Origin of the sequence: Arenimonas metalli CF5-1 (assembly GCF_000747155.1) — a bacterium.
Classification (GTDB): Bacteria; Pseudomonadota; Gammaproteobacteria; order Xanthomonadales; family Xanthomonadaceae; genus Arenimonas; species Arenimonas metalli.
Map to the genome: position 1 here is coordinate 415,307 of NZ_AVCK01000012.1, position 25,312 is coordinate 440,618.

General features: G+C 70.4%; 29 protein-coding genes. 10 read left to right on the plus strand and 19 right to left on the minus strand.

The genetic code is table 11. The features are described from left to right. Positions 1-37: 37 nt before the first annotated feature. From lolD to N787_RS15310, 9 genes are all read right to left on the minus strand, one after another. Positions 38-751, minus strand: coding sequence for a lipoprotein-releasing ABC transporter ATP-binding protein LolD (gene lolD, locus N787_RS05565; protein ID WP_034211320.1), 714 nt, complete (start codon positions 749-751; stop codon positions 38-40). After that, positions 744-1,988 (minus strand): lipoprotein-releasing ABC transporter permease subunit, encoded by a 1,245-nt coding sequence (locus N787_RS05570; RefSeq protein WP_034211322.1) that lies wholly within the window; start codon positions 1,986-1,988, stop codon positions 744-746. Before N787_RS05570 ends, lolD begins: the two co-directional genes overlap by 8 nt. A 6-nt stretch (positions 1,989-1,994) precedes the next feature. Continuing rightward, positions 1,995-2,438, minus strand: a complete 444-nt coding sequence (locus N787_RS05575; protein WP_052575161.1) for a hypothetical protein — start codon at positions 2,436-2,438, stop codon at positions 1,995-1,997. Beyond that, positions 2,401-2,598 (minus strand): FAD assembly factor SdhE, encoded by a 198-nt coding sequence (locus N787_RS05580; RefSeq protein ID WP_052575178.1) that lies wholly within the window; start codon positions 2,596-2,598, stop codon positions 2,401-2,403. The genes N787_RS05575 and N787_RS05580 overlap by 38 nt, the downstream gene beginning before the upstream one ends. Positions 2,599-2,672: 74 nt before the next feature. Then, on the minus strand, positions 2,673-3,455 hold the full coding sequence (locus N787_RS05585; protein WP_034211324.1) for a succinate dehydrogenase iron-sulfur subunit: 783 nt from the start codon (positions 3,453-3,455) through the stop codon (positions 2,673-2,675). Between the two features lie 19 nt (positions 3,456-3,474). After that, positions 3,475-5,265, minus strand: a complete 1,791-nt coding sequence (gene sdhA, locus N787_RS05590) for a succinate dehydrogenase flavoprotein subunit (RefSeq protein WP_034211325.1) — start codon at positions 5,263-5,265, stop codon at positions 3,475-3,477. Between the two features lie 7 nt (positions 5,266-5,272). Beyond that, on the minus strand, positions 5,273-5,650 hold the full coding sequence (gene sdhD, locus N787_RS05595) for a succinate dehydrogenase, hydrophobic membrane anchor protein (protein WP_034211327.1): 378 nt from the start codon (positions 5,648-5,650) through the stop codon (positions 5,273-5,275). Further along, a complete protein-coding gene (sdhC, locus tag N787_RS05600) occupies positions 5,647-6,042 on the minus strand; it encodes a succinate dehydrogenase, cytochrome b556 subunit (protein WP_034211329.1) in 396 nt (131 codons plus the stop codon). The genes sdhD and sdhC overlap by 4 nt, the downstream gene beginning before the upstream one ends. Before the next feature lie 57 nt (positions 6,043-6,099). Further along, positions 6,100-6,279 carry a DUF1674 domain-containing protein gene (locus N787_RS15310; protein WP_034211330.1) on the minus strand — a complete coding sequence of 60 codons (180 nt, stop codon included), beginning with the start codon at positions 6,277-6,279 and terminating at the stop codon, positions 6,100-6,102. 84 nt (positions 6,280-6,363) lie between these two features. On the opposite strand from N787_RS15310, the gene ygfZ reads away from it, so the two are divergent. Both ygfZ and N787_RS05615 read left to right on the plus strand, forming a co-directional pair. Further along, positions 6,364-7,176, plus strand: coding sequence for a CAF17-like 4Fe-4S cluster assembly/insertion protein YgfZ (gene ygfZ / locus N787_RS05610; RefSeq protein ID WP_034211331.1), 813 nt, complete (start codon positions 6,364-6,366; stop codon positions 7,174-7,176). A 67-nt stretch (positions 7,177-7,243) separates the two neighbouring features. Beyond that, complete coding sequence (locus N787_RS05615; protein ID WP_084590644.1) at positions 7,244-8,125, plus strand: phosphate/phosphite/phosphonate ABC transporter substrate-binding protein; 882 nt, start codon at positions 7,244-7,246, stop codon at positions 8,123-8,125. 109 nt (positions 8,126-8,234) lie between these two features. Here N787_RS05615 and N787_RS05620 read toward each other — a convergent pair whose 3' ends face one another. The 4 genes from N787_RS05620 to N787_RS05635 form a co-directional block, all read right to left on the minus strand. After that, positions 8,235-9,131 carry an adenylate/guanylate cyclase domain-containing protein gene (locus tag N787_RS05620; RefSeq protein WP_052575162.1) on the minus strand — a complete coding sequence of 299 codons (897 nt, stop codon included), beginning with the start codon at positions 9,129-9,131 and terminating at the stop codon, positions 8,235-8,237. A 56-nt stretch (positions 9,132-9,187) separates the two neighbouring features. Next, entirely contained in the window at positions 9,188-11,452 is a 2,265-nt protein-coding gene (locus N787_RS05625; RefSeq protein ID WP_034211334.1) for a thiamine pyrophosphate-dependent enzyme, read from the minus strand. 6 nt (positions 11,453-11,458) lie between these two features. Then, on the minus strand, positions 11,459-12,622 hold the full coding sequence (locus N787_RS05630; RefSeq protein WP_034211337.1) for an acyl-CoA dehydrogenase family protein: 1,164 nt from the start codon (positions 12,620-12,622) through the stop codon (positions 11,459-11,461). A gap of 123 nt (positions 12,623-12,745) precedes the next feature. Further along, entirely contained in the window at positions 12,746-13,435 is a 690-nt protein-coding gene (locus N787_RS05635) for a glycine zipper 2TM domain-containing protein (RefSeq protein ID WP_034211339.1), read from the minus strand. Positions 13,436-13,569: 134 nt separating this feature from the next. On the opposite strand from N787_RS05635, the gene N787_RS05640 reads away from it, so the two are divergent. Then, on the plus strand, positions 13,570-13,803 hold the full coding sequence (locus N787_RS05640; RefSeq protein WP_034211340.1) for a DUF6116 family protein: 234 nt from the start codon (positions 13,570-13,572) through the stop codon (positions 13,801-13,803). After that, complete coding sequence (locus tag N787_RS05645; protein WP_034211343.1) at positions 13,800-14,579, plus strand: TatD family hydrolase; 780 nt, start codon at positions 13,800-13,802, stop codon at positions 14,577-14,579. Before N787_RS05640 ends, N787_RS05645 begins: the two co-directional genes overlap by 4 nt. Here N787_RS05645 and N787_RS05650 read toward each other — a convergent pair. Continuing rightward, positions 14,557-15,351: a tRNA threonylcarbamoyladenosine dehydratase gene (locus N787_RS05650; protein WP_034211345.1), complete on the minus strand. Its 795-nt coding sequence runs from the start codon at positions 15,349-15,351 to the stop codon at positions 14,557-14,559. The two genes, N787_RS05645 and N787_RS05650, sit on opposite strands and share 23 nt — an antisense overlap. Before the next feature lie 123 nt (positions 15,352-15,474). Between N787_RS05650 and N787_RS05655 the strand changes: the two genes are divergently transcribed. Next, on the plus strand, positions 15,475-15,945 hold the full coding sequence (locus N787_RS05655; protein WP_034211346.1) for a glycine zipper 2TM domain-containing protein: 471 nt from the start codon (positions 15,475-15,477) through the stop codon (positions 15,943-15,945). A 60-nt stretch (positions 15,946-16,005) separates the two neighbouring features. Beyond that, positions 16,006-16,404, plus strand: coding sequence for a hypothetical protein (locus N787_RS05660; protein WP_034211348.1), 399 nt, complete (start codon positions 16,006-16,008; stop codon positions 16,402-16,404). Here N787_RS05660 and N787_RS05665 read toward each other — a convergent pair. Beyond that, positions 16,394-17,230, minus strand: coding sequence for an alpha/beta hydrolase family protein (locus N787_RS05665; RefSeq protein ID WP_034211350.1), 837 nt, complete (start codon positions 17,228-17,230; stop codon positions 16,394-16,396). The genes N787_RS05660 and N787_RS05665 overlap by 11 nt on opposite strands. A gap of 205 nt (positions 17,231-17,435) precedes the next feature. Here N787_RS05665 and N787_RS05670 point away from each other — a divergent pair, with 205 nt between their 5' ends. Next, positions 17,436-17,945, plus strand: coding sequence for a fasciclin domain-containing protein (locus N787_RS05670; RefSeq protein WP_211252132.1), 510 nt, complete (start codon positions 17,436-17,438; stop codon positions 17,943-17,945). Between the two features lie 290 nt (positions 17,946-18,235). After that, positions 18,236-18,724 (plus strand): DUF456 domain-containing protein, encoded by a 489-nt coding sequence (locus N787_RS05675; protein ID WP_034211354.1) that lies wholly within the window; start codon positions 18,236-18,238, stop codon positions 18,722-18,724. A gap of 4 nt (positions 18,725-18,728) precedes the next feature. Here N787_RS05675 and N787_RS05680 read toward each other — a convergent pair whose 3' ends face one another. Both N787_RS05680 and N787_RS05685 read right to left on the minus strand, forming a co-directional pair. Beyond that, positions 18,729-21,227, minus strand: a complete 2,499-nt coding sequence (locus N787_RS05680) for an ABC transporter permease (RefSeq protein WP_034211356.1) — start codon at positions 21,225-21,227, stop codon at positions 18,729-18,731. Continuing rightward, positions 21,224-21,925: an ABC transporter ATP-binding protein gene (locus tag N787_RS05685; protein WP_052575163.1), complete on the minus strand. Its 702-nt coding sequence runs from the start codon at positions 21,923-21,925 to the stop codon at positions 21,224-21,226. Before N787_RS05685 ends, N787_RS05680 begins: the two co-directional genes overlap by 4 nt. Before the next feature lie 73 nt (positions 21,926-21,998). On the opposite strand from N787_RS05685, the gene N787_RS05690 reads away from it, so the two are divergent. Continuing rightward, positions 21,999-22,604, plus strand: a complete 606-nt coding sequence (locus N787_RS05690; protein WP_034211358.1) for an arylesterase — start codon at positions 21,999-22,001, stop codon at positions 22,602-22,604. A gap of 22 nt (positions 22,605-22,626) precedes the next feature. Further along, positions 22,627-23,817, plus strand: coding sequence for a PQQ-dependent sugar dehydrogenase (locus N787_RS05695; protein ID WP_034211360.1), 1,191 nt, complete (start codon positions 22,627-22,629; stop codon positions 23,815-23,817). On the opposite strand, the gene N787_RS05700 is transcribed toward N787_RS05695, so the two are convergent. Both N787_RS05700 and N787_RS05705 read right to left on the minus strand, forming a co-directional pair. Next, positions 23,814-24,506: an NAD(P)H-binding protein gene (locus tag N787_RS05700; protein ID WP_034211362.1), complete on the minus strand. Its 693-nt coding sequence runs from the start codon at positions 24,504-24,506 to the stop codon at positions 23,814-23,816. The genes N787_RS05695 and N787_RS05700 overlap by 4 nt on opposite strands. A 4-nt stretch (positions 24,507-24,510) precedes the next feature. Further along, entirely contained in the window at positions 24,511-25,143 is a 633-nt protein-coding gene (locus tag N787_RS05705; RefSeq protein ID WP_034211364.1) for a glutathione S-transferase family protein, read from the minus strand. Positions 25,144-25,312: the final 169 nt, after the last annotated feature.

Here is a 25,312-nt window from a genome sequence, read left to right on the forward strand (position 1 = left end):
CGCGGCTCAGCCGCGGGCGGGCGCCGTCCGGAGGGAATCAGGCGATGGCATCGTCCCCGAGCGGCTGCAGTCGTCCCCGGGTCAGTTCCAGGGTCCGATCCAGTCGTCGCGCCAGGCGGCGATCGTGGGTAACCATGACCAGGGCGGTGCCCAGGTCGCGGTTCAATTCCAGCATCAGGTCGAACACCGACGCCGCGGTCTTCTCGTCGAGGTTGCCGGTGGGCTCGTCGCCCAGCACGCAGGCCGGGCGGGTGACCAGGGCGCGCGCGACCGCGGCGCGCTGGCGCTCGCCACCCGAGAGCTCGCCGGGCTTGTGGCCGAGGCGGTGGCCCAGGCCCACGCGCCCGAGCAGGCGCTGGGCGGGCTCGCGCGCCGCTTCGACCGAATCGCCGCGGATCAGCAGCGGCATCATCACATTCTCGAGCGCGGTGAATTCCGGCAGCAGGTGGTGGAACTGGTACACGAAGCCCAGCGTGCGGTTGCGCAGTTCGCCGCGCTGGCGCTCGCCCAGCGTGAACATCGATTCGCCGGCGACGTGGACTTCGCCCGAGGTGGCGTGGTCCAGGCCGCCGAGCAGGTGCAGCAGGGTGCTCTTGCCCGCGCCCGAGGCGCCGACGATGGCAACCGTTTCGCCGCGGCGAACCTCGAGGTCGAGGCCGTCGAAGACCGGCGTCTTCAGGTCGCCCTCTTCATAGGTCTTGCCCAGCTTCGAGCAGCGGATGACGACGTCCATGCCGGGATCCTTATTCATAGCGAAGCGCCGTGGCCGGGTCGGTGCGGGAAGCGCGCCAGGCCGGGTAGATCGTGGCCAGCAGGCAGAGCACGAAGGCCACCGCCACCACCATCGCCACGTCGGACGCCTGCACCAGGGTCGGCACGCCGCTGATGTAGTAGACGTCGGACGGCATCAGCTCGGCGCCCAGCAGGCCCTCGAAGAAGCGCACCACGTGCGAGAGGTTGCTGGCCAGCAGCACCCCGCCGATCGTCCCCACCGCGATGCCGACCACGCCGATCACCAGCCCCTGCACGATGAACACCCGCATCACCGCCGCGGGCGACATGCCCAGCGTGCGCAGGATGGCGATGTCGGACTGCTTGTCCTGCACCAGCATCACCAGCGACGACACCAGGTTGAAGGCGGCGATGGCAATCACCAGGGTGAGCAGGATGAACATCACCGTCTTCTCCATCTTCAGCGCCCGGAAGAAGTTGGCGTTGTCGCGCATCCAGTCGCGCACCCGGTAGTAGCCCTCCATCTTGTCGGACAGGTCGCGCGCCACGGGCCAGGCCTCCCACAGGTCCGCCAGCTTGAGGCGCACGCCGGTGACGCCCTCGCCCATCCGGCCCAGCCGCTGCGCGTCCTGCAGGTGCACCAGGGCCATGCCCAGGTCGTATTCCTGCGCGCCGGCCTCGAAGATGCCGACCACGTTGAAGCGCTTGGCCCGCGGCAGCGCGCCCAGCGGCGTCACGGTGGACTCGGAGATGAAGACGTTGACCGCGTCGCCCGGGCCCACGCCCAGCAGGATGGCCAGTTCGCGGCCGAGGATGATGTTGAACTCGCCCGGCTGCAGTTGGTCGAGCGAGCCCTGCTTCATCATGCCGGCGATTTCCGACACCTTCGGCTCGTGCGAGGGCAGCACGCCGCGGACGATGGCGCCGCGGCGCTGGCGGCCCTGCAGCAGGGCCTCGGTTTCGATGTAGGGCGCGGCGCCGACCACGCGCGGATCGGCATCGGCCAGCGCGACGGCGCGCGGCCAGTCCTGCAGCGGCCCGTCCACGCCGGCCACGGTGGCGTGCGCGACCATGCCGAGGATGCGGTCGCGCAGCTCCTGCTGGAAGCCGCTCATCACCGAGATGGTGGTGATCAGCGCGATGACGCCGATGATGATGCCCAGGATGGACGCCATCGAGATGAAGGAGATGAACCCGTTGCGCCGCTTGGCGCGCAGGTAGCGAAGGCCGATCGAGAATGGCAGGGGCTGGAACATGGGGTCCTAGGCGGGCCATCGGGCCAGCGGGTGTCCGGTGAGGGGGCCGGCCGAGGCCGCCAGCGCGAGCTGGCGACGCAGGCCAGGCGACAGGGTATCCGGCCACCAGCAAAAACGCTGCAACCTTCCATGAACGTCGCGCGCCACCAGCACTGCGATCGGCCCGCGCTGGTGCAGGCGCGGCGAAACCAGCACCTCGTCCCCGACCCGGACTGGCCCCTCGCCGCCCGCCCAGGCCAGCACGCAGGGCAGCCTGCCGGCCTCGCGCCGCGCCAGGCGCAGCGAATGGGCCAGCGCCAGGATCGCGGCGGGAAACTTCACAAGCGGCGGAAAACGGCTGGCCAGGACCGACGCGCCGGCCAGTAGCCCGAGCATCACCAGCGCGAAGCCGAGGACGCGCGAAGGGCGCCAGTCAAGGCGGAAGATCGAGGATGCGGGCGACGAGGCCATCGAGCGAAGCGTCCTCCGGCCGTTCCCGGCCCATGAACCATCGCCAGAGCTTATCGTCCTCGGTGTCCAGCAGCTGCAGGAAAACCGCCCGTTCTTCGTCGGAAGCCGACGGCCAGCGGGCGTCGAGATAGCGCAGCATCAGCTGGTCGAGCTCGCGCATGCCGCGCCGGCAGCGCCAGCGAAGCCGCCGGAGTTCGGCGGCCTCGCGTTCCGGATCGCGCGCTTCCACGGGGCTCAGGCGCCGCGGCGCTGCAGCATCAGCTTCTTGATCTCGCCGATCGCCTTCGCGGGGTTCAGGCCCTTCGGGCAGGTGCGGGCGCAGTTCATGATGGTGTGGCAGCGGTAGAGCTTGAACGGGTCTTCGAGCTCGTCCAGGCGCGCACCGGTGTCCTCGTCGCGGGAGTCGATGATCCAGCGGTAGGCCTGCAGCAGCACGGCCGGGCCGAGGTAGCGCTCGCCGTTCCACCAGTAGCTCGGGCAGCTGGTCGAGCAGCAGGCGCAGAGGATGCACTCGTACAGGCCGTCGAGCTTGGCGCGGTCTTCCTTGGACTGCAGGCGCTCCTTGGCCGGCGCCGGGCTCTGCGTGCGCAGCCAGGGCTTGATCGAGGCGTACTGGGCGTAGAAGTGGCTCAGGTCCGGCACCAGGTCCTTGATCACCGGCATGTGCGGCAGCGGGTAGATCGGCACTTCCTTCTTGCCGCACTCGTCGATGCCCTTGGTGCAGGCCAGGGTATTGGTGCCGTCGATGTTCATCGCGCACGAGCCGCAGATGCCCTCGCGGCAGCTGCGCCGGAAGGTGAGCGTCGGGTCGATCTCGTTCTTGATCTTGATCAGCGCGTCCAGGACCATCGGGCCGCAGCTGTCCAGGTCCACTTCGTACGTGTCGGTACGCGGGTTGGCGCTGTCGTCCGGGTTCCAGCGGTAGATCTTGAAGGTCCGCACGTTCTTCGCGCCGGTGGCGGCGAAATGCTTGCCCTTGGTGACCTTGGAATTCTTGGGGAGGGTGAACTCAGCCATTGTCAGGTGTCCTGGGCGATCAGTAGGTGCGGGCCTTGAGGGGCACCACGTCGACGTCCTTGCTCAGCGTGTACATGTGCACCGGGCGGTAGTCGATGGTGGTCTTGCCCGCGTCGTCGACCCAGCACAGCGTGTGCTTGTGCCAGTTGACGTCGTCGCGGTCCTTGAAGTCCTCGCGGGCGTGGGCGCCGCGCGATTCCTTGCGGTTCTCGGCCGACACCAGGGTGGCGACGGCCTGGCCGAGCAGGTTCTGCAGCTCCAGGGTCTCGACCAGGTCCGAGTTCCAGACCAGCGAACGGTCGGACACGCGCACGTCGGCGAACGAGGCCACCACTTCGCGGATCTTGTCGACGCCGTGCTTGAGCGTCTCGCCGGTGCGGAACACCGCGGCGTCGTTCTGCATGGTCTGCTGCATGGCGTCGCGGATCTGCGCGGTCGGCGTGCCGCCGTTGGCGTGGCGCAGCTTGTCGAGGTTGGCCAGCGACTTGTCGCAGGCCGAGGCCGGCAGCGACTTGTGCGCCGCGCCCGGCTTGATGGTTTCGGCGCAGCGGTTGGCCACGGCGCGGCCGAACACCACCAGGTCGAGCAGCGAGTTCGAGCCCAGGCGGTTGGCGCCGTGCACCGACACGCAGGCCGCTTCGCCGATCGCGTAGAGGCCCGGCACCACGGAATCCGGGTTGCCGTTCTTCAGCGTGACCACTTCGCCGTGGTAGTTGGTCTGCAGGCCGCCCATGTTGTAGTGCACGGTCGGCAGCACCGGGATCGGCTGCTTGGTGACGTCGACGCCGGCGAAGATCTTCGCGGTCTCGGCGATTCCCGGCAGCTTCTCGTGGATGTCGGCCGGATTCAGGTGCGTCAGGTCGAGGTGGATGTGGTCCTTCTTCGGGCCCACGCCGCGGCCTTCGCGGATCTCAATGGTCATCGAGCGCGACACCACGTCGCGCGAGGCCAGGTCCTTGGCGTTGGGCGCGTAGCGCTCCATGAAGCGCTCGCCGGCCGAGTTGCGCAGGATGCCGCCTTCGCCGCGCACGCCCTCGGTGATCAGGCAGCCGGCACCGTAGACGCCGGTGGGGTGGAACTGCACGAACTCCATGTCCTGCAGCGGCAGGCCCGCGCGCAGCGCCATGCCGCCGCCGTCGCCGGTGCAGGTGTGGGCCGAGGTGGCGCTGAAGTAGGCGCGGCCGTAGCCGCCGGTGGCCAGCACGGTGCCCTGGGCGCGGAACAGGTGCAGTTCGCCCGAGGCCATGTCGAGCGCGAGCACGCCGCGGCAGGCGCCCTCCTCGTCCATGATCAGGTCGAGTGCGAAGTACTCGATGAAGAACTCGGCCTGGTGCGCCAGCGACTGCTGGTACAGCGTGTGCAGGATGGCGTGGCCGGTGCGGTCGGCGGCGGCGCAGGTGCGCTGGGCGGTGCCCTGGCCGTAGTGCGTGGTCATGCCGCCGAAGGGACGCTGGTAGATCTTGCCGTCCTCGGTGCGCGAGAACGGCACGCCCTGGTGCTCGAGCTCGATGATGGCCGGAATGGCCTCGCGGCACATGTACTCGATGGCGTCCTGGTCGCCCAGCCAGTCCGAGCCCTTGATGGTGTCGTAGAAGTGGAAGCGCCAGTCGTCCTCGCCCATGTTGCCCAGCGCGGCCGAGATGCCGCCCTGCGCCGCCACGGTGTGCGAGCGGGTCGGGAACACCTTGGAGATGCAGGCGGTGCGCAGGCCCTTCTGGGCCAGGCCGAAGGTGGCGCGCAGGCCGGCGCCGCCGGCGCCGACGACCACCATGTCGTAGGTGTGCTCGTGGATCTTGTAGGCAGAGGTCATGGCGGGCTCAGGCAGTGAAGACGATGCGGCCGATGGCCAGCAGGGAGGCGATGGCCGCCAGCGCGAAGACGAACTTGATGGCGACCTGCAGGGCGATCTCCAGCCAGCCGTGCACGTAGTCCTCGACCACGACCTGCAGGCCCAGGCGCGCATGCCAGAACAGCGACAGCACGAAGGCCGCCAGCAGCGTCGCGGTGACCGGGTGGGCGATGGCGCCGCGCACGGCCAGGTGGCTGGCGCCGATCAGGTTCACGGCGAACATCACGAACCACGGGGTCAGCAGGGCCAGCGCGATGGCGGTGAGGCGCTGGTGCCACCAGTGCGAGGTGCCGTCCTTGGCCGAACCCAGGCCCTTGGCGCGGGCAAGCGGATTGCGCAGGCTCATGCCATGCCTCCCAGGCCGCACCACCAGAGCACGGCGGTGATCACCACCGACAGCGCCAGCACGGCGTAGCCGCTGGCATAGGCCTTCGGGATCGAGAAGCCGTGGCCGGCGTCCCAGAACAGGTGCCGGATGCCGTTGAGGAAGTGGTAGACCAGGCTGGCCGAGAACGCGAACAGCGCGACCTTGCCCGGCAGCGAGGCCAGCAGCCCGCGGAAGCCGTCGTAGATCATGGCGTTCTCGGACGCGGCCACCAGCCACGCCGCCAGCACCAGCGAACCCAGCGCCAGGATCACGCCGGTGGCGCGGTGGGCGATGGACATCATGCTGGTGAGCTGCGGCCGGTAGTACGGGCCGATCATGAAGGGGGACAGCGGTCGTTTTGGCGTGGCCATGGGCTGCGCTCGTCTGGTTATGAAGGGGAGTGTGCTCGCCGCGCTGTGTTCGCGGCGTCAGAAATCGATGCAGCGGCCGTTCTTTTCCCAATCGCCGTAGCGGGTGGGCTCGGGTCCGTCGCGCCCGCCGATCTCGGTGGGCTTCGGCGCCGCCGCGGTCCCGGAAGCTTCGGACGCGGTGGCGTCCGGCGCGGCGGGACCCGCGGTTTCGCCTATGATTCGAGGCTCGTCTGGCATCCGGCAATGTTAAGTCCCACCCCCATGGCGTTCAAGACAAATCTGCCCGCGGCGTCCTGCCCTGCTCTCCCCGGCTTCGGCGTGATGGCCGTTTCCGGCCCCGATGCCGGCAAGTTCCTGCAGGCGCAGCTGATGAGCGACGTCGCCGCGCTGGCGCCTGGCCAGTGGCACTGGAGCGGCTGGCTGACCCCGAAAGGCCGCGTGATCGCGCTGATGGCGCTGGTGAGGCTGCCCGATGACCGGTTCCTGCTGCTGGTGCCCGACCACCCGGTCGCATCCCTGAAGGCTGCGCTGCAGCGCTTCGTCTTCCGCAGCAAGCTGGTGCTCGACGACGCGACCGGCTGGGTGGCCGCGGCCGGCCCGCACCACGCCACCCCGGCCCCGGATCGCTTCGACGGCGGCCCGACGCCCCCGCTCGCGCTGGACCTGGGCGATCCCGCGAACCCGCGCACGCTGTGGCTGCTGCCGGAAAGCGACCCGGCGCTGGCGCCCGCCGACCCGGCGCTGGAACAGCAGTGGCTGGCCACCGACCTCGCCTACGGCCTGCCCCGCCTGCCCGAATCGCAGCGCGAAGCGTGGACCCCGCAGATGCTGTCGCTGGGGCGGCTCGCCGCCTTCAGCCTCAGGAAAGGCTGCTACCCCGGGCAGGAAATCGTCGCCCGCACCCACTACCTCGGCCAGGCGAAGCGTGAACTGGTTCGCATCCTCGGCGACGCGCTCGCCCCCGGGCAAAGCGTGAAGGCCGGCGAGGCCGCGGTCGGCACCGTGGTTTGCGCCACGGCCGACGGCCGTGAAGGCCTTGCCGTCTTCACATCCGGCGAGCACGCGGCGCTCGCCGTCGACGGCCGCCCCTGCCAGCTCGCCGGGCTGAACGAAGGCCTCGCGCGACAGCCCTGAAACCCGCGCCAGCATTGGCCAAAGGCCGGGATGTCTGCTATACCGCGGGCACAGGGAGGAACACCACATGATGCTTAAAAAGGGCTTTGCCGCCTTCGTTTTTTCACTGGCCGCGATGCCGGCGCTCGCCGCCGACTACATCCTCGCGGTCGAACCCAACTATCCGCCGGCCCAGGCCGAGCAGGTCTACAAGCCGCTGCTTGATTACCTCTCCAAGAGCACCGGACATACCTTCCGCCTCAAGGCCGCCACCAACTACCACGTGTACTGGCGCGACCTGCGCTCGGGCTCGAAGACCGACTTCGCGTTCGAGGAAGCCCACTTCACCGATTACCGCGTCAACCGCCTCGGCTTCACGCCGCTGGTGCGCGTGGCCGAGAGCACGCGCTATTCGCTGATGGCCGATGCCTCGGTCGCCGAAGGCGGCTCGCGCGGCCTGATCGGCTACCGCGTGGTCAGCATGCCGGCGCCCAGCATGGGCTACCTGCTGCTCGGCGACCTCTACAAGAACCCGATCGCCCAGCCCGAGATCATGTCGGTGGCGGCGAACTGGCGCGACGGCGTCGAGATGGTGTTCTCGCAGGAAACCGAAGCGGCGATGGTGCCCAACTACATCGCCCAGCTGTATCCGAACCTGGTGTCGGTGTCCGATTCGCGCGAGTTCACCGGCCGCGCCCTCAGCGCCGGCGGCACCGTGCCTTCCGACGTGCGCCAGGCCGTGGCCGACGCGATGCTGAAGCTGCACGAGGACGACACGCTGTACGAGGTGCTGGTCGAGCTCGGCGCCAGCCAGTTCGTCGCCACCAATGCCTCCGAATACGCGGGCAGCGAGAACCTGCTGCGCGGCGTGTTCGGCTACAAGCCGATGCCGAAGGCGGCCGAGCCGGAAATCGTGGAAGACGTCGAGCCGGAAATCACCGGCGGCATCCAGGTCGAAGCCGACGACTGACGGCCGGGCGCGTAACCTGTAGGAGGGGCTTCAGCCCCGAAGCTTTTCGCCAAGAGCTTCGGGGCTGAAGCCCCTCCTACATTCTTTTGCGGGTCCGAAGACCCCGCGCTCAGGCGGTCTCGTAGTGGATGACGTCGCCGGTGTTCACGGCGACCGCCTGCCCCAGGCTGATCGTGCCCGATTTGCGCAGGTGCAGCTCGTCGCGGTGGACCTTGAGCTCGTCGTCGTCGCCGATGCGCACGTAGGTGCCGTTGGTGGAGCGGTCGGCGAGCAGGAAATGGCCGCGCTTGTACTCGATCATCGCGTGCGTGCGGCTGACCCAGTCGGCCTCGACCTGCAGGTGGTTGGCCGGCTCGCGCCCCATGCTGAAGGGTTCGGAATCGGGCCGCAGCTCGACCACCTGGCCGCGATGCCGCAGCCGCAGAACTTCGCCGGCCTGTGCCGCGTCGCCCAGGCGCACCGCCGATTGCACGGTGGTCATGCCGGACGTGTCTTCCTGCCAGACCAGGTCCACGATCGAGATCGGCAGCAGCTTGCCGCTGACGCGGGCCTTGCCCAGGCCGCGCGCCTCCGGGACCTTGCCCGACAGGCTGTCGTAGGTGGCCGCAGTGGTGACGATCTGCTCGCGCTTGGCCAGCGAGGCCATCCGCGCCGCGGTGTTGACCGCGTCGCCGTAGACGTCGCCGTCCTCCTCCTCCAGCGCGTCGCCGTGGTGCAGGCCGATGCGCACCGCCAGGTTGTCGCGCACGAAGTCGATGTCGCGGCCCATCCGGCGCTGCATGTCGCAGGCCGCCAGCACGCCGTTGAGCGCCGCCGGGAAGGTGCACATGATCTCGTCGCCGATGGTCTTGATGACCCGGCCGCCGTGCTGCCGGCAGACCTGGGTCAGCGCCTCGAGCACCGCGGCGATCAGTCGCCGCGCCTCCTGGTCGCCCTTGCTCTCGAACAGCCGCGTGCTGCCGCTGACGTCGGCGAACAGGATGGTCTGGGGCCGGGACGGGCTCATGCGGCGAGTCTAGGCGAGGCCGGCGGGGGCGTCATTCATGCCCCGGGTTAACGGGCTCAGGCCAGCTCGGCGGCCATCGCCACGATGTCGGCCTCGCTCGGGATCACCAGGAAGGCGGCGCCCGCCAGCGGCGTGTAGGTGTCGGCGCCGACCACCCGGCGCAGCGGCTTGGCGCCGTGGCCGGCCTCGACCACGGCGGTGATCACGCCCTCGCCCACGCCGGCCGACTTGCGGCCCTCGTCCACGACCAGGATGCGGGCGCACTCGCCGGCATGCCGCGCGATCGCCTCGGCATTGAGCGGCTGCAGCCAGCGCAGGTCCACCACCCTCACCTTCCAGCCGTGGTTCCTTTCGATGTCCCGCGCGGCGCGCAGGCTCATCGGCAGGCCGTTGCCGAAGCTGAAGATCACCAGGTCGCGGGCTTCCGGGAAATACACGCGCTCCTCGCCCAGCACCATCGCCTCGCCGTTGGGCGGATAGGCGGTGAGCCACTGGCCGTCGCCGGCTTCGTAGAGGTCCTTGGTCATGTACAGCGCGATCGGCTCGAGGTAGGCGCAGACGCGCCCGTCCACCTTGGCCAGCGCCATCATCGTGCGCAGCATCGTTACGGCGTCGTCGCCGCGGCTGGGGCAGCCGACCACCAGGCCCGGGATGTCGCGCAGCGCGGTGATCGAGTTGTCGTTGTGGAAGTGGCCGCCGAAACCGCGCTGGTAGCCCAGCGAGGCGATGCGCATCACCATCGGGTTGCGGTACTGCCCGTTGGAGAAGAACTGCAGCGAGCAGGCCTCGCCGCGGATCTGGTCGCAGGCGTTGTGGAAATAGGCCAGGTACTGGATCTCGGGCATCGGCAGCATGCCGACGTTGGCATAGCCCTGGGCCAGGCCCAGGATCATGGTCTCGTCCAGCAGCGTGTTGAACACGCGGGCGTTCTTGAACGCCTTGTGCAGGCCCTTGGTGACCGTGTACACGCCGCCCTTCTGCGCCACGTCTTCGCCGAACAGCAGCGCTTCCGGGTACTTGCAGAACAGGTCGTGCAGGGCGTTGTTGATCTGGATGGCCAGGTGGCGCGGCGGCTGGTTTTCCGGCAGCTTCGCCTCGCTGCCGAACACGGCCTGGCGCTTGTCGGCAAAATCGTCGCGGGTGGCCTCGGCCATCACCTGGTCCGGCGTGAACGGCGCCAGCGGCCGCATCACTTCGACCAGGTCGTCGAGCTTGGGCCGGCGGTCGGCCTCTTCGGCGGCGGCGAAGCAGCGCTTGCGGGTGTCCTCGTACTTCGCCAGCACCTCGTCCTTGGACATCAGGCCGGACTGCAGCGCGATGGCGGCGGAGCGCAGCAGCGGATCGGTGGCTTCAACCGCCATCAGCTCCTCGAAGCTGCGCCACTCGATCTCGAAGTCGGTACCGGCGTGGCCCATGATGCGCGTGGTGCGCAGGTGCAGGAAGGTCGGCCGGCGCGTGCGGCGGCAGTGTTCCACCGCGGCCTGCACCTGGCCGTAGCCCTCGGCGATGTCCAGGCCGTCGGCGTAGAAGTAGTCCAGTCCTTCGCGGTTCCGGAACGCGTTGGCGATCCAGCCGCCCGGGGTCTTCACCGAGATGCCGATGCCGTTGTCCTCGCACACGTAAAGCACCGGCGCCGGCAGCTTCTGGTAGGCGGTCCACTGCGCGGTGTTGAACGCGGTCTGGGCGCTGGCGTGGTTGCTGGAGGCGTCGCCGAAGGAGCAGACCGTGATCGAATCGTCCGGGATCGGCAGCGCGTGGCCGATGCGGCGCGCCTGCTCGATCGCGATCGCCGTGCCCAGCGCCTTGGGCAGGTGCGAGGCAATCGTGGAGGTCTGCGGCAGCACCCACAGCGGCTTGCTGCCCCACACCTTGTGGCGGCCGCCGGAAATCGGGTCCTCGCTGCTGGCCGCGAAGCTCAGCGCCGAATCCATGATCGGATCCATGCCCGGCAGCTTGCGGAAGCGCTCGGCCATGAAGCCGCCGGAGCGGTAGTGCAGGAAGGCCGGGTCGGTGTGGCGCGTCAGCCGCGCCACCATGGCATTGCCCTCGTGCCCCGAGGAGCCGATCGTGTAGAACACCTTCTGCTGCACGCGCAGCACGCGCGCCATCAGGTCGAGGTGGCGCGACACCAGCTGCGAATCGAACAGCGCCAGGAAGTCCTGCGCCGTGCAGGCGCTGCCCTCCAGCACCGGCTCCTGCGGCGCCGGGCGCGGCTCCGGCCGCCCGCTCCAGTTCGCGACGAACTCGATGAAATTGTCATCGCAGACTTTCGCGCGATTGACGTCCTTGTGGCGCGCGGGGACCAGCGTGGCGGCGGACATGGTCGGTCAGAACGCGTTGATGCCGGTGACTTCGCGACCGATCACCAGCTGGTGCACGGTCTCGGTGCCTTCGTAGGTGATGACCGACTCGAGGTTGAGGGCGTGGCGGATCGGCGGATGCTCGGTGGTGATGCCGGCGCCGCCCAGGATGTCGCGCGCCTCGCGCGAGATGTCGAGGGCCATGCGGCAGTTGTTCCACTTCGCCAGCGACACCTGCGAGTGCTGCAGGTTGCCGGCATCCTTCAGGCGGCCCAGCTGCAGCGACAGCAGCTGCGCCAGCGTGATGCGGCGGGCCATGTCGGCGAGCTTGAGCTGCACGGCCTGGGTGGCCGCGATCGGGCGGTTGAACAGGATGCGGGTCTTGGAATATTCCAGCGCCGAGGTGTAGCTGGCGATGGCGGCGCCGATCGGGCCCCAGGTGATGCCGTAGCGGGCCTGGCTCAGGCAGCCCAGTGGGCCCTTGAGGCCCTTCACGTTCGGCAGGCGCTGGCTGTCGGGCACGCGCACTCCGTCGAAGAACAGCGCCGAGGTGACCGAGGCGCGCAGGCTCATCTTCTTGTGCACGACCTGGGTGTCGAAGCCCTTGGTGCCCTTCGGGACGATGAAGCCCTGGATGCCCTCGTCGGTCATCGCCCAGACGATGGCGATGTCGGCGATCGAGCCATTCGTGATCCACATCTTGGCGCCGTTGATGATCCAGTCGCCGCCATCGCGCTTGGCGGTGGTCTTCATGTTGGCCGGGTCGGAGCCGCCGTGCGGCTCGGTCAGGCCGAAGCAGCCGATGATCTCGCCGCGGGCCATGCCGGGCAGGTACTGCTGGCGCTGCTCTTCCGAGCCGTAGGCGTAGATCGGGTACATGCAGAGCGAGCTCTGCACCGAGACGAAGCTGCGGATGCCGCTGTCGCCGCGCTCGAGCTCCTGGCAGATCAGGCCGTAGCTGACGGCGTTGAGGCCGGCGCAGCCGTACTTCTCGGGCAGCGAGGAGCCGAACAGGCCCATGGCCGCGATTTCCGGCACCAGCTCGGACGGGAAGCGGCCCTGGTCGAAGCAGTCGCCGATGATCGGCAGCACGCGTTCGTCGGTGAAGCGGGCGACGCTGTCCTGGATCATGCGCTCCTCTTCGGAGAGCAGGCTGCGGATGTCGAACAGGTCGGTCGGGTTCAGGGCCATGGGGCGGTCTGCGGTCGGCGGGGAAAGTCCGGCATTTTAGCCCGCCCGGCGGCCATAAGGCAGCCCGTGAACGCGGAAGGGCCGGCATGGCCGGCCCTTCCGGGGTTCATCGGGGTGAAGGGATCAACCCTGCGGCGGCGTATCGGCCGAGCGGACCGCGATCACGCCGTCCTTGATCGGCAGGCGCTTGCCCGGGTCCTCGTCCATCACCAGGCTGCCGGTCTGGCCCTCGTACTCCCAGGTGACGTCGTAGCCGACGACCTTGTCGCGCTCGCCGAGCAGGATCTGGGCGCCCGGCTTGTCCTCGACGCGGGTGGTGGACACCTCGCCGTCGCGGCGGTACTGCACGTCGTAGCCGATCACTTCCTCGCGCGGCTCGGTGACGGTGCGGCACTGCTGCTCGACCTCGGTGTACTTCTGGCCGCCGGTGTGGCGGCGGTCGATCTCCCGGCCGGCGAAGGCGCCGCCCACGGCACCGGCGACGGTGGCGAGCTTCTTGCCGTCGCCGCCGCCCACCTGGTTGCCCAGCAGGCCGCCGACCACGGCGCCCACGACCATGCCGTCCTTGTCGCCGAAGCGCTCTTCGCGACGCTTCTCGACCGCCACGTCCTCGCAGACCTGGCGCGAACCGGTGCGCATCTCGGTGACGGCGGTGCTGGACACCACGTCGCCGTAGATCGGCTCCTTCTCGATGATCGGGGTGGACGACACGACGTCCGCGTAAGGCGTCGCGAAGGTCTGGTAGGCGGCGATGGCGCCACCGGCGGCCAGCATGCCGGCCACGGCAGCCAATACGGTCTTGTTCATGGTCATGTCCTCTTTCGGCAACGGCAGGGTCCGTCGCTCGGGCCCAAGGTTGGTCGCCCCAGCCTGAACGGCGGCACAAGCCATGATTAGCTACGCCGGCGTGTTAATTTCGCGGCAAGGATCGTCAAAAGGAGCCGACCATGCCGCACCCCATGACCGGACCCGTCGTCGGCTTCGCGAGCCGCCTGCGCTTCCCCACCCTGTTCAAGGTGACGCTGGCGCTGATGGTGCTGAGCTGGCTGCTGCCCGACCCGATTCCCTTCATGGACGAGATCATCACGGCGCTGGCGACCCTGGTGCTGGCGAACTGGAAGCGCAGCGAGCCGCCGCCGGCCCCGCGCGAGCCGATCGAAGGCGAATCGCGCCGGGAATGAGCGCGCTCTACGACAGCCACTGCCACCTCGACGCCCCGGAGTTCGACCCGGACCGGCCGGCGGTGGTGGCCCGGGCCCGCGCGGCCGGCGTGCAGTGGCAGCTGGTGCCGGCCGTGTCCCGCGCCGCGTGGCCGGCCCTGCGTGCCGCCTGCGCGCTGGACGATGGCCTGCTGCCCGCCTACGGCCTGCATCCGATGTACCTCGACCAGCACCGCGACGAGCACCTGGACGAGCTGGCCGACTGGCTGGCGACCGAGCGCCCGGCCGCGGTCGGCGAGTGCGGGCTGGATTATTTCGTCGAGGGGCTCGACCCCGAGCGCCAGCGCCATTTCTTCCAGGCCCAGCTCGACCTGGCCCGCGACTTCGACCTGCCGGTGGTGCTGCACGCCCGCCGCGCCGTGGATGAAGTGATCACCCGCCTGCGCCGCACCGGCGGCCTGCGCGGCGTGGTGCACAGCTGGTCGGGCAGCGAAGAACAGGCGAGGCAACTCTTCGACCTCGGTTTCCACCTGGGCATTGGCGGGCCGGTGACGTTCGAGCGCGCGCAGCGGCTGCGGCGAACGGTGGCGAGCATGCCGCTGGAGTTCCTGCTGCTGGAAACCGATGCACCCGACCAGCCCGGCGCCGGCCATCGCGGTGAGCGCAACGAGCCGGCCTACCTGCCGGAAGTGCTGGCGGTGGTGGCGCAGCTGCGCGGGGAATCGCCCGAGGCCATCGCCGCCGCGACCACGGCCAACGCCCGCCGGCTGTTCGTCAGGCGGCCGGCTTCGGCTTGAGCAGCAGCTCGATCGCCTTGCCCACCATCGCAAAGCCGAAGCTGCCGGTGACGTGGGTCGCCGCGCCCAGCCCTGCGCCGCAGTCGAGCTTGAGCGATTCGTCGGCGCCCAGCTTCGGCCGCACGCCGCAGACGCTGCCGTCGCCCTGCGGGTATTTCACGTTCTCCAGCGAGTACACCGCCGGCACGCCGAAATAGCGGTCGGGGTTGCGCGGGAACTTGAAGCCGGCGCGCAGCTGCTTGCGCACCAGGGCCAGCAGCGCGTCCTGCTCGGTGCGCGAGAGGTCGCGCACGCGCACCAGGGTCGGGTCGGTGCGCCCGCCCGCGGAGCCGCAGACGACCACCGGCAGCTTGCGGCGCCGGCACCAAACGATCATCTCCAGCTTGCTGCGGAAGCTGTCGCAGGCGTCGAGCACCACGTCGTGGCCGCGGTCGAGCAGCGCCTCGAGGTTGGACGGCAGCAGGAATTCGGGAACCACTTCCACCTGGATGTCCGGGTTGATCGCCCGGCAGCGCTCGGCCAGCACCTCGCCCTTGCCGCGGCCGTACTGGCCGTCGAGCGCGTGCAGCTGGCGGTTGGTGTTGCTGACGCAGACCTCGTCGGCGTCGATCAGCACCAGCCGGCCCACGCCGCTGCGCGCCAGCGCCTCCACCGCCCAGGAGCCGACGCCCCCCAGCCCGACGACGCAGGCCTGGGCCGCGGCCAGGCGCTCGGCGGCGCCGCGGCCGTAAAGCCGGTCGATGCCGGCGAATCGCTGGGAGGTCTGGGTCATGCCGCCATTTTAGGGCAGTGCCGCGGCCATGAACGGTTTTGCAATCAGGGCGGCCCGGGTCGGGGCCGGTTCAGGCGGCCGGGGCTAGCGTCGGCCCCGAGTGTCCCATCCGAGGAAATCGCCATGAAGAGCCACCTGCTGATCGTCGCCACCCTCGCCACCGCCGGCCTGGCGGCCTGTTCCACCGCCCCGCGAAACAGCGGCTACGGCTACAACGACCGCGGCTACGGCTACTCCGAGCCGCAGCGCTGCTACGACTGCGGCCGCGTCGAGCGCATCGAGCAGGTCTATGGCGCGCGCGAGAACAGCCGCACCGGCGCCGTGCTCGGCGGCCTGGTGGGTGCGGTCGCCGCCCGCGAGATCCCCAAGCACGGCAGCGACGGCAAGCAGAACACCGCCACCGTGGCGGGCGCGGTCGCCGGCGCCATCGCCGGCAACGCGATCGAGAACAAGGTCAACGAGGAAACCTTCGACGTCCACGTGCGCATGGACGACGGCCGCCGCATCGTGATCAACACCAACCGCCTGCCCGCCGGCATCCGCGAGGGCGCCTACGTCCGCGTCGACGGAAACCGCATCTCTCCCCTGCGCTGACCGGCTTGCCCGGGTAAGTCGCCGTGATATCTTCGCGGCGGCTTACTTCCGGAGCAGCCCATGCGTTCCCTGATCGTCGGCGTCATCGGCCTCCTGGTCGGCGCCCTGTGCACCCTGATCCTGATCAATACCCTGCGCCAGGGCACCGCCTATCCCAACGGCGTGATGGCCGTGATGTCCGCCCAGATGAAGGGCCTGGACCAGTCGCTCAAGCAGAACCGCTGCACCAGCGCCGACCTCACGCCGCGCCTGCAGGCGCTGCGCTACCTCGGCAATGACCTCGAACCCGCCTTCCTGCCGACGGCGGACGACGAACGCTTCATCGGGCACGCCAGCGAGCTGCGTGCGGCGCTGGACGCCGCCCTGTCCGCGCCCCCGGCGGACTGCGCCGCCGCCCGCGTCGTGATCGACCGCGTGGGTTCGGGCTGCCAGGCCTGCCACCGCGACTTCAAGGGCTGAGGCGGATCCAGCTCGCGATCGCGGCCGCCGGGGCCTCCGGCTGCCGCATCCACCGGAAGTGGTCCGGCGCGGCGCCCAGTCGCGCCGCGTCGAACAGTTCATCCCGGTGTTCGCCCTCGCCGAGCTTCGCCACCAGCGCCCGCAGCGAGGCCTCCGGCACCAGCCAGTCGTCGCTGAAGCGCAGGCCCAGCGTCGGCAGCGCCAGCCGCGCCAGCATCGCGTCCATCGCCTCGCCGTCCCCGTAGTCCGCGTAGCGACCGCTGTGCACGGTAGCGGCCCAGTCACGCATCAGGCGTCCCGCTTCCTGGCCAGCGAACTTCAGGCGGTGGCCCGGGTAGTAGCCCGCCACGGCGGTGACCAGCGGGATGCTGCGCGCGAACAGCGAAATGCCCAGGCGCTGCCGGCCCCGGAAGGTGCGTGCGTCCGGCACGCCGGTGGCCGCGAGCACCAGGCCGCGGCAGGCCGAGGGCTGGCGCGCCGCCGCCATCGCGGCGAACTGCCCGCCGAGGCTGTGGCCGCCGAAGCGCCATTCGCCCGGCTCCAGCGCGGCGATGCTAGCGGGCAGGTCCTGCTGCAGCAATTCACGATAGCCCCAGTCGCTGCCCCGGCCGGCGCGCAGCGAACTGCTGCCGTTGCCGCGCCATTCGTGCACGGCGCAGCTGACGCCGAGCCGCGCCAGCGCCTGGCCGAACGCGTCGTACTTGTTGGCGGGCACGCCCAGCGCGGGCAACCACAGCAGCCCGGGCGCGCCGGCGCCGGCGTGGTGCACGCGCAGGCTGGCGGCGTGGCCGTCGCTGGTCGCGATCCGGCGTTCTTCGATCTGCATTCGATCCACCTTCGTTGATGCCGCGCGAAGCATATCGGCTGCGCCCCGCCTCCGGCAGGGCCGGAACCGCCACCGCCCGGCGGCACTCACCTGCCCTGCACGTGGAAACAACGCGCCATTGACGCGCCGCGCACGCCGCCGCGACGGCCCGGGTTGCATCGTGGCGTCGTGCCCAAGGCACCCACCCCATTCCACGGAGCCCATGATGAATATCTTCCGCAAGAGCCTGCTCGTCGCGATGATGACCGCCGTCGTTGCCACCCCCGCTTTCGCGGGCCACCACAACGAAGGCATGGACAAGCCGGCCGGCACGATCGTTGACGTCGCCGCGTCCAACGCCGACTTCGAGACCCTGGTCGCTGCCGTCAAGGCCGCCGGCCTGGTCGAGACCCTGAGCGGCGAAGGCCCGTTCACCGTGTTCGCGCCGACCGACGCCGCCTTCGCCAAGCTGCCGGCCGGCACGCTCGAGAGCCTGCTCAAGCCCGAAAACAAGGACCAGCTGGTCGCGATCCTCACCTACCACGTGGTCGCCGGCAAGGTCACCGCGGCCGACGTGGTCAAGCTCGACACCGCCACCACCGTCAACGGCGCCGCCGCCGACGTGACCGTGGCCGGTTCCACCGTCAAGATCGACGAGGCCACCGTCACCGCGACCGACATCAAGGCCAGCAACGGCATCATCCACGTCATCGACACCGTGATCCTGCCGGAGTAATCCCTCCCTCCATCGGCAGCCCAACGACCCGCCCCGTGGCGGGTCGTTTCTTTTGGGCATGCGGAAAACAAGTCGAAACGGAATAAACGCGGATCAGAGCGGATAAGCGCCGATAAACGCGGATAAAGCAGAAGAAGATTCTGTGAGTATTCCCGCAGGGCAAAATCCACTCGCGTGACCAACCCCCTCCATGTTTCTGCCCTATCCGCATTTATCGGCGCTTATCCGCCTTTATCCGCGTTCAAAACGCAATTGCAACAGGCAACCCCGCCAGGCGGTATGCTCGGGCCATGGACACCCAGACCGCGTACTACCTCGTCGCCGGAGCGCTGATCCTGATCGGGCTGCTGGGCACCGTGCTGCCGGTGCTGCCGGGGCTGCCGGTGATGTTCGCCGGCATGCTGCTCGCGGCCTGGACCGACGACTTCCAGCGCATCGGCGGGGTGACCCTCGTCGTGCTGGGCGTGCTGGTGGTGCTGTCGATCGCCGTGGACCTGCTGTCCAGCGTGGTCGGCGCCAAGCGGGTGGGCGCCTCGAACAAGGCGCTCTGGGGCGCGGGCCTGGGCGGACTGGTCGGCATCTTCTTCGGCCTGCCGGGCCTGGTCGCCGGGCCCTTCCTGGGCGCGGCGATGGGCGAGATGTCGAACGGCAAGGAATGGCGCGATGCCTCCCGCGTCGGCTTCGGCACCTGGGTCGGCCTGGCGCTGGGCGCCGCCCTGAAGGTGGCGCTCGCGTTCACGATGCTCGGCGTATTCGGCCTCGCGCTCTGGCTCGACTGACCGGCTAGCCCTGCAGCTCGCGCAGCGTCACCGACGGCGGCGTGTTGACCACGCCACGGGTGGCGAACAGGCCGGCGGCCAGCGCCGCCAGCGTGCCGATGACCGCGCCGGTCGCCGCCAGCCTCGGGTTCGCGGTCCACGGCAGGTCGAAGGCCAGGTCGGCGATGACGCCGGCCAGCACCGTCGCCGCGATTGCCGCCACCAGGCCCGACAGCAGGCCGATCGCGCTGAACTCCGACACCTGGGCCCAGCGCAGCTGCCGCCGGCTGCCGCCGAGCACCCGCATCACGCCGCCCTCGAGCAGGCGCTCGTCCTGGCTCGCGCTCACCGCCGCCAGCAGCACCAGCACGCCCGCCGCCAGCGAGAAGTAGAAGACCGCCTCGACCACGGTCGAGACCTGCTCCACGGTGCCGCGCACCTGGTCGAGCACGGCGTCCACGTCCACGACCGACAGGTTCGGCCAGGCCGCGACCAGCTCGGCGGTGAAGCGCGTGCGCTCGGCCGGCACCCTCACCGCGGTGATGTGGCTGCCCGAGAACCCATCGAGCGAGCCTGGCGACGCCACCACGAAGAAGTTCGGCCGGAAGCTCTCCCAGTCCACCTTGCGCAGGCTGGTGACGCGGCCGCTGAAGCGCGAGCCGGCGATGTCAAAGCTCACCTCGTCGCCCAGCTTCCAGCCCAGGGTTTCCGCGAACTCCTCTTCCACCGACAGCTCGGGCGAGGCCGGCACACCGGTCCAGAACTGGCCGGCGGTGACTTCGTTGTCGGCGCGCAGCGCATCGACCTGCGAGAGGTTGAACTCGCGCTCGGCCATGCGCCGGGCGCGGCCCTGCTCCTCGGGGAAGCTGTCGCCGGTCACCGCCTTGCCGTTCACCTCGAGCAGGCGGGCGCGGATCATCGGGTACAGCACCGGGTCGACCACGCCCTGCGCGGCCAGGAACTCGCGCACGGGCGCCACCTGGTCGGGCTGCACGTTGACGATGAAACGGTTGGGCGCATCGGCAGGCAGCGCATTGCGCCAACGGTCGAGCAGGTCGGTGCGCACGAACGTGAGCAGCAGCAGCGCCATCAGCCCCAGGCCCAGGGCCGAGACCTGCGCGATGCTGGCACCGGCGCGCCGGCTGACGTTGGCCAGCCCGTAGCGCCACGGACCGCGCAGGCGCGAGCGCATGCGCTTGAGCACCGCGATCAGGGTCCAGGCCAGGCCGGCCAGCACCGCCAGGGTGCCGAGGATGCCGAGCAGCATCGCCGTGCCCACTTCGGCCGAGCCGGCCTTCCACCACAGCAGCAGCGCCAGCCCGCCGAGGCCGGCCAGCGCGACCAGCACCGCGCTGGGTTCGGTCGGGTCGAGGTCGCGGCGCAGCACGCGCAGGGCCGGCACGCGGCGCAGCGCCAGCACCGGCGGCACGCCGAAGGCCAGCAGCACGGTCAGGCCGACGCCGAAACCCTCCAGCACCGGCCGCCAGCCGGCGCCGGGAATCGAAAGCTTGAGTGCCGCCATCAGCCAGTCGGCCACCGCCCACTGCAGGCCGAAGGCCAGCGCCACGCCAAGCGTGCAGCCCATCAGGCCGAGCAGCAGCAGCTCGCCGGCGTGGATCGCCACCAGCGTGCCCTGGCTGGCGCCCAGGCAGCGCATCACGGCGGAGCCCTGCAGGTGGCGCGCGCTGTGCCGGCGCGCCGCCATCGCCACGGCCACGGCGGCCAGCACCACCGACACCAGCGCCGCCAGGCCGAGGAAGCGATCGGCGCGATCGAGGGCGCGACGGATTTCCGGTCGCGCGTCGCCGGCCGTTTCCAGGCGCTGGCCACGACCCAGATTGTCGCGCGCGAAGTTGGTGAATTTCTCGACGGCGCCGGATTCACCTGCCACGACCAGGCGGTAGCCGATGCGGCTGCCCTCCTGCACCAGGCCGGTGGCGGGCACGTCGGCGAGGTTGAGGAAGACGCGCGGCGCGGTGTTGAAGTAGTCCAGCGCGGCGTCGGGCTCCTGCACCACCAGCGCGGCCAGGGTCAGTTCGCTGTTGCCCACGCCGATGGCGTCGCCCACCTTCGCCCCGAGCTGGTCGGCGCCGGCGCGGCTGAGCCAGAGCGTGCCGGGCGCGGGGATGCCCTTGGCGTCGCGCTCGCCGCCGGTGGCGGGATCGAGAAGACGGAAGGTGCCGCGCAGCGGGAAGCCCTCGCCCAGCGCCTTCATCTCGCCCAGGCGCAGGGCCTCGCCGGCGCGGACCATGCTCGGGAAGCTGAGGGTTTCGGTCAACGTGAGGCCCGGCGCGGCGGCGGCTTCGCGCAGTTCGCCTTCGATCGGCGAATCGCTGCGCACCACGGCATCGCCGCCCAGCAGGCGGTTGGCCTCAAGCGCCAGCGCACGCTCGGCGCGGTCGGTGATGAAGCTCACCGAGGTCACGGCCATCACCGCCAGCACCAGCGCCGCCAGCAGGATGCGGACGTCGCCCGAGGCCAGGTCGCGGCGCAGCTGGCGCCAGGCCAGTGCGATCCGGTTCATGCCTTCACCAGCCGGCCGCCGTCCAGGCGCAGGATGCGGCCGCAGCGCGCGGCCAGGCGCTCGTCATGGGTGACCAGCACCAGCGTCGTGCCGGCGTCGCGGTTGAGCTTGAACAGCAGCTCGACGATGGCCTGGCCGGTGGTGGTGTCGAGGTTGCCGGTGGGCTCGTCGGCGAACAGCACCGCCGGCCGGGTGACAAAGGCGCGGGCCAGGGCCACGCGCTGCTGCTCGCCGCCGGAGAGCTGGCGCGGGTAGTGGCCCAGGCGCTCGCCCAGGCCGACCTGGGACAGGATGGCCCGGGCCGGACCCTCGGCGTCGTCGTCGCCGCGCAGCTCCAGCGGCAGCATCACGTTTTCCAGCGCGGTCAGGGACGGCAGCAGCTGGAAGCTCTGGAAGACGAAGCCGACCTTCTCGCCCCGCACCCGCGCCCGGCCGTCCTCGTCCAGCGCGGACAGCGCCGCGCCATCGAGCAGGACGCGGCCCTGGCTGGGCACGTCCAGGCCCGCCAGCAGCGACAACAGCGTGCTCTTGCCTGAACCGGAGGCGCCGACAATCGCAACCGCTTCACCCTTGGCGATGGTAAAACCGACCCCATCGAGGATGGTGAGTTCGCCCGAGGGCAGCGGCACCCGCTTGCCCAGGTCGTCGGCGCGCAGCGCTTCGGAGACGACGACGGACGAATCGTGGCTGTCGGCCATGGGAATCCTCTTGCAGATGGAGTGGAAGATGTTCGAACGATATGGAGCATGGCGGGGCCGGGTTCAACGGGGCATGACGGCCCTGCTGTTGGCACTTGCCCTGCTGGCCGGCGCCGTGCAGGCCGCGGAGTCGCGGACGGTGCTGGTGCTGGGCGATTCGCTGTCGGCCGCCTACGGCCTCGCGCCGGAACAGGGCTGGGTGGCGCTGACCGCCGAGAAGCTCCAGGCCCGCTACCCCGGCTGGCGCGTCGCCAATGCCAGCGTCAGCGGCGAAACCACCGCCGGCGGCGCCAGCCGCATCGCCGGCGAACTGGCCCGGCACAAACCCGCCGTGGTCGTGGTCGAACTGGGCGCCAACGACGGCCTGCGCGGCCTGCCGCTCGAGCACACCCGCGCCAACCTCGAGAAGATCATCCTGGCCTCGCGCGAGTCCGGCGCGCGGGTGCTGCTGGTCGGCATGCGCCTGCCGCCCAACTTCGGGCCGCAGTACACGCAGGGTTTCGAACGCAACTACGTCGAGCTGGCCGAGGCCCACGGCGCCGCCCTGCTGCCCTTCCTGCTCGAGCCGATCGCCAGCGACCGCGAGGCCTTCCAGGCCGACAACCTGCATCCGGTCGCCGAGGCGCAGCCGCGCCTGCGCGACCACGTCTGGCCCGCGCTCGAACCCCTCCTCAAGTAATCCCCGTCCAAGGAACCCGACCATGCGATCCGTCCTCTCCGCCGCGCTCCTCCTCGCCCTCGCCGGCTGCGGCGCCGGCGAAACCGGTGCCGCCGCCACCCCGGCCGCCGAGCCCGCCGCCGACGCCGCGCCCGCGGCCCCCGCCAAGGTCGCCCGCTTCGCGAGTGAAGCCGGTGAGCTCGAGGTCGCCACCGTCGCCGAGGGCCTCGAGCACCCGTGGGGCCTCACTTTCCTGCCCGACGGTCGTTACCTCGTGACCGAGCGCCCGGGTCGCCTGCGCATCGTCGCCGCCGACGGCACGCTGTCGGCGCCGGTCGCGGGCGTGCCCGAGGTGTTCGCCAAAGGACAGGGCGGCCTGCTGGACGTCGCGCTGGACCCCGACTTCGCGACCACGCCCTGGGTCTACCTGAGCTTCAGCGAGCCGGGCGAAGGCGGTGGCGGCACGGCGGTGGCCCGCGGCCGCTGGGAGAACGACGCGCTCGTGGACGTCGAGGTGATCTTCCGCCAGTCGCCCAAGCTCGATACCGGGCAGCACTTTGGCTCGCGCCTGGTGTTCGACCGCGAGAAGCGCCTGTACGTGACCAGCGGCGACCGCGGCACGCAGCCGAACGTGCAGCCGCTGGACCTGGGCCAGGGCAAGATCTTCCGCATCGAGCGCGACGGCAGCATCCCCGCCGACAACCCCTTCGTCGGCCGCGACGATGCGCAGCCGGCGATCTGGTCCTACGGCCATCGCAACGTGCAGGGCGCGGCGCTGCACCCGACCACCGGCGCGCTCTGGCAGACCGAGCACGGCGCCCGCGGCGGCGACGAGCTCAACATCCCGGAGCCCGGCAAGAACTACGGCTGGCCGGTGATCACGCTGGGCGTGAACTACAACGGCATGCCGATCGGCGAAGGCAAGACCGAGGCGCCGGGCATGGAGCAGCCGATGCACCAGTGGACGCCGTCGATCGCGCCCAGCGGCCTGGCCTTCTACACCGCCGACCGCTTCCCGGCGTGGCAGGGCGACCTGTTCGTCGGCGCCCTCGCCTTCCAGCGCGTGGTGCGGCTGGAGCTCGAGGGCGACAAGGTGGTGCGCGAGGAGGCGATGCTCACCGACCTCGGCGAGCGCATCCGCGACGTGCGCCAGGGGCCGGACGGCTACCTGTACCTGCTGACCGACGCCGCCAACGGCAAGCTGCTGCGCGTGGGCCTGGCCGCGGCGAACTAAGCCCGCGCCAGCGCCATCAGCCCGGCGTTTTCGTGGACATGGCGGCCGCCCTCGCCCTGCGCAAGCACGGCGACGGCGGCCGCCGCCACGTCCGCGGCCGCGATCGCGCGGTAGCGGCGCAGCGGGCCGCGCAGCAGCGGATTGGCGAGCGGCGCCAGGCGTTGGCCCCATTGCTCGGCCGGGCGTTTCTCGCTGCGCTCGCCGAGCAGCAGCCCGGGGCGCATCAGGTCGAGCCGTTCGAAGCCGAGTTCACCGAGCGCGCGCTCGGTCTCGCCCTTCACCCGCAGGTAGAAATTGTCGGACTGCGCGCTGGCGCCGACCGAGGACACCAGCACCATGCGCGTGGCGCCCAGCGCGCGGGCGACGGTCGCCACGCGGATCACCAGGTCGCGATCGACCGCCAGGAAGGCTTCACGCGAACCGGCCTGCCGGATCGTGGTGCCCAGCGCGCAGACGCAGGCGTCGAAGTCGCCGGCCAGGGCGCGCAGGCTGGCGGTGAGGTCGTCGTCGTGGGCGGGGTCGGAGAGGTCGGCGACCCACTCGAGGTCGCGCGGCGGATGCGGCTGCCGCGGGCGCCGCAGCAGCGAAACCACGGCGGGGCCGTCGGCACGGGCGATCAACTGCCGCCGCACTTCGCTGCCGACCAGGCCGGAGGCACCGGCCAGCAGCACGCGGCGGACGGGGCTCACCCGGTCACGCCCATTCGGTGAGGCCTTCGCGCTCGTACAGCGTGCGGAACGACGGCCGCGCCTTCATGCGCTGCGCCAGCGCCGCCAGCTGCGGCCAGTCGGTGGCCGGCCGCGGCATGTTGCGCGACCAGCGCATCAGCATGGCCAGGTAGAAGTCGGCCGCGCTCACCGACGCGCCCAGCAGGTAGGGGCCACGCTTGGCCAGGTGCGCCTCGATGCGTTCCCAGGCGGCTTCGATGCGCTGGCGGGCCAACGTTTGCGCGGCCTCGGCCGGCGCCTCGCCCGCCGCCTCGCCGGGATAGAACCAGGTGCGGAACGCCGGCTGCAGGGTATTGGCCAGGTGCAGCACCCACTGGTAATACCGCCCGCGCTCGATGCTGCCCGGCTCCGGCGCGAGGCCGAAGGACGGATGCACGTCGGCCAGGTGCAGCACCAGCGCCGCCGCTTCGGCCAGCGGCTCGCCGTGGACCAACAGGGTCGGCACCACGCCATTCGGGTTGAGGGCCAGGTACTCGGGGCGCCGATGCTCGCCGGCCGCCAGGTCGAGCTTGCGCAGCTCGTGCTTCGCGCCGATCTCGATCAGCAGCCAGTGGACGACGAGGCTGGCGGCGCCGGGGGAGTAGTACAGCGTGTACATGCAGGCTTCCGTTCGGAGCGGGAGGCCGAAGCATACAAAAGAAAAGCCCCGGGATTGCGCCCGGGGCTTCGCTCAGTCCATGCGGACTGGATTACATCGGCTGCACTTCGTCAGCCTGCATGCCCTTCTGGCCCTTGACGAGCTTGAAGGAGACCTTCTGGCCTTCCTG

Excerpts from the sequence above, each read along its gene's own strand:
- N787_RS05675 (WP_034211354.1), top strand. The coding sequence starts at position 18,236 with ATGGACACCCAGACCGCGTACTACCTCGTCGCCGGAGCGCTGATCCTG.
- N787_RS05640 (WP_034211340.1), top strand. The coding sequence starts at position 13,570 with ATGCCGCACCCCATGACCGGACCCGTCGTCGGCTTCGCGAGCCGCCTG.
- N787_RS05695 (WP_034211360.1), top strand. The coding sequence starts at position 22,627 with ATGCGATCCGTCCTCTCCGCCGCGCTCCTCCTCGCCCTCGCCGGCTGC.
- N787_RS05635 (WP_034211339.1), bottom strand. The coding sequence starts at position 13,435 with ATGACCATGAACAAGACCGTATTGGCTGCCGTGGCCGGCATGCTGGCC.
- N787_RS05670 (WP_211252132.1), top strand. The coding sequence starts at position 17,436 with ATGAATATCTTCCGCAAGAGCCTGCTCGTCGCGATGATGACCGCCGTC.
- N787_RS05575 (WP_052575161.1), bottom strand. The coding sequence starts at position 2,438 with ATGGCCTCGTCGCCCGCATCCTCGATCTTCCGCCTTGACTGGCGCCCT.
- N787_RS05625 (WP_034211334.1), bottom strand. The coding sequence starts at position 11,452 with ATGTCCGCCGCCACGCTGGTCCCCGCGCGCCACAAGGACGTCAATCGC.
- N787_RS05665 (WP_034211350.1), bottom strand. The coding sequence starts at position 17,230 with ATGCAGATCGAAGAACGCCGGATCGCGACCAGCGACGGCCACGCCGCC.
- N787_RS15310 (WP_034211330.1), bottom strand. The coding sequence starts at position 6,279 with ATGCCAGACGAGCCTCGAATCATAGGCGAAACCGCGGGTCCCGCCGCG.
- N787_RS05620 (WP_052575162.1), bottom strand. The coding sequence starts at position 9,131 with ATGAGCCCGTCCCGGCCCCAGACCATCCTGTTCGCCGACGTCAGCGGC.
- sdhA (WP_034211325.1), bottom strand. The coding sequence starts at position 5,265 with ATGACCTCTGCCTACAAGATCCACGAGCACACCTACGACATGGTGGTC.
- sdhC (WP_034211329.1), bottom strand. The coding sequence starts at position 6,042 with ATGGCCACGCCAAAACGACCGCTGTCCCCCTTCATGATCGGCCCGTAC.
- N787_RS05645 (WP_034211343.1), top strand. The coding sequence starts at position 13,800 with ATGAGCGCGCTCTACGACAGCCACTGCCACCTCGACGCCCCGGAGTTC.
- N787_RS05615 (WP_084590644.1), top strand. The coding sequence starts at position 7,244 with ATGATGCTTAAAAAGGGCTTTGCCGCCTTCGTTTTTTCACTGGCCGCG.
- N787_RS05570 (WP_034211322.1), bottom strand. The coding sequence starts at position 1,988 with ATGTTCCAGCCCCTGCCATTCTCGATCGGCCTTCGCTACCTGCGCGCC.
- N787_RS05650 (WP_034211345.1), bottom strand. The coding sequence starts at position 15,351 with ATGACCCAGACCTCCCAGCGATTCGCCGGCATCGACCGGCTTTACGGC.
- N787_RS05690 (WP_034211358.1), top strand. The coding sequence starts at position 21,999 with ATGACGGCCCTGCTGTTGGCACTTGCCCTGCTGGCCGGCGCCGTGCAG.
- N787_RS05655 (WP_034211346.1), top strand. The coding sequence starts at position 15,475 with ATGAAGAGCCACCTGCTGATCGTCGCCACCCTCGCCACCGCCGGCCTG.
- N787_RS05705 (WP_034211364.1), bottom strand. The coding sequence starts at position 25,143 with ATGTACACGCTGTACTACTCCCCCGGCGCCGCCAGCCTCGTCGTCCAC.
- sdhD (WP_034211327.1), bottom strand. The coding sequence starts at position 5,650 with ATGAGCCTGCGCAATCCGCTTGCCCGCGCCAAGGGCCTGGGTTCGGCC.
- lolD (WP_034211320.1), bottom strand. The coding sequence starts at position 751 with ATGAATAAGGATCCCGGCATGGACGTCGTCATCCGCTGCTCGAAGCTG.
- N787_RS05585 (WP_034211324.1), bottom strand. The coding sequence starts at position 3,455 with ATGGCTGAGTTCACCCTCCCCAAGAATTCCAAGGTCACCAAGGGCAAG.
- N787_RS05680 (WP_034211356.1), bottom strand. The coding sequence starts at position 21,227 with ATGAACCGGATCGCACTGGCCTGGCGCCAGCTGCGCCGCGACCTGGCC.
- N787_RS05630 (WP_034211337.1), bottom strand. The coding sequence starts at position 12,622 with ATGGCCCTGAACCCGACCGACCTGTTCGACATCCGCAGCCTGCTCTCC.
- ygfZ (WP_034211331.1), top strand. The coding sequence starts at position 6,364 with ATGGCCGTTTCCGGCCCCGATGCCGGCAAGTTCCTGCAGGCGCAGCTG.
- N787_RS05660 (WP_034211348.1), top strand. The coding sequence starts at position 16,006 with ATGCGTTCCCTGATCGTCGGCGTCATCGGCCTCCTGGTCGGCGCCCTG.
- N787_RS05685 (WP_052575163.1), bottom strand. The coding sequence starts at position 21,925 with ATGGCCGACAGCCACGATTCGTCCGTCGTCGTCTCCGAAGCGCTGCGC.
- N787_RS05580 (WP_052575178.1), bottom strand. The coding sequence starts at position 2,598 with ATGCGCGAGCTCGACCAGCTGATGCTGCGCTATCTCGACGCCCGCTGG.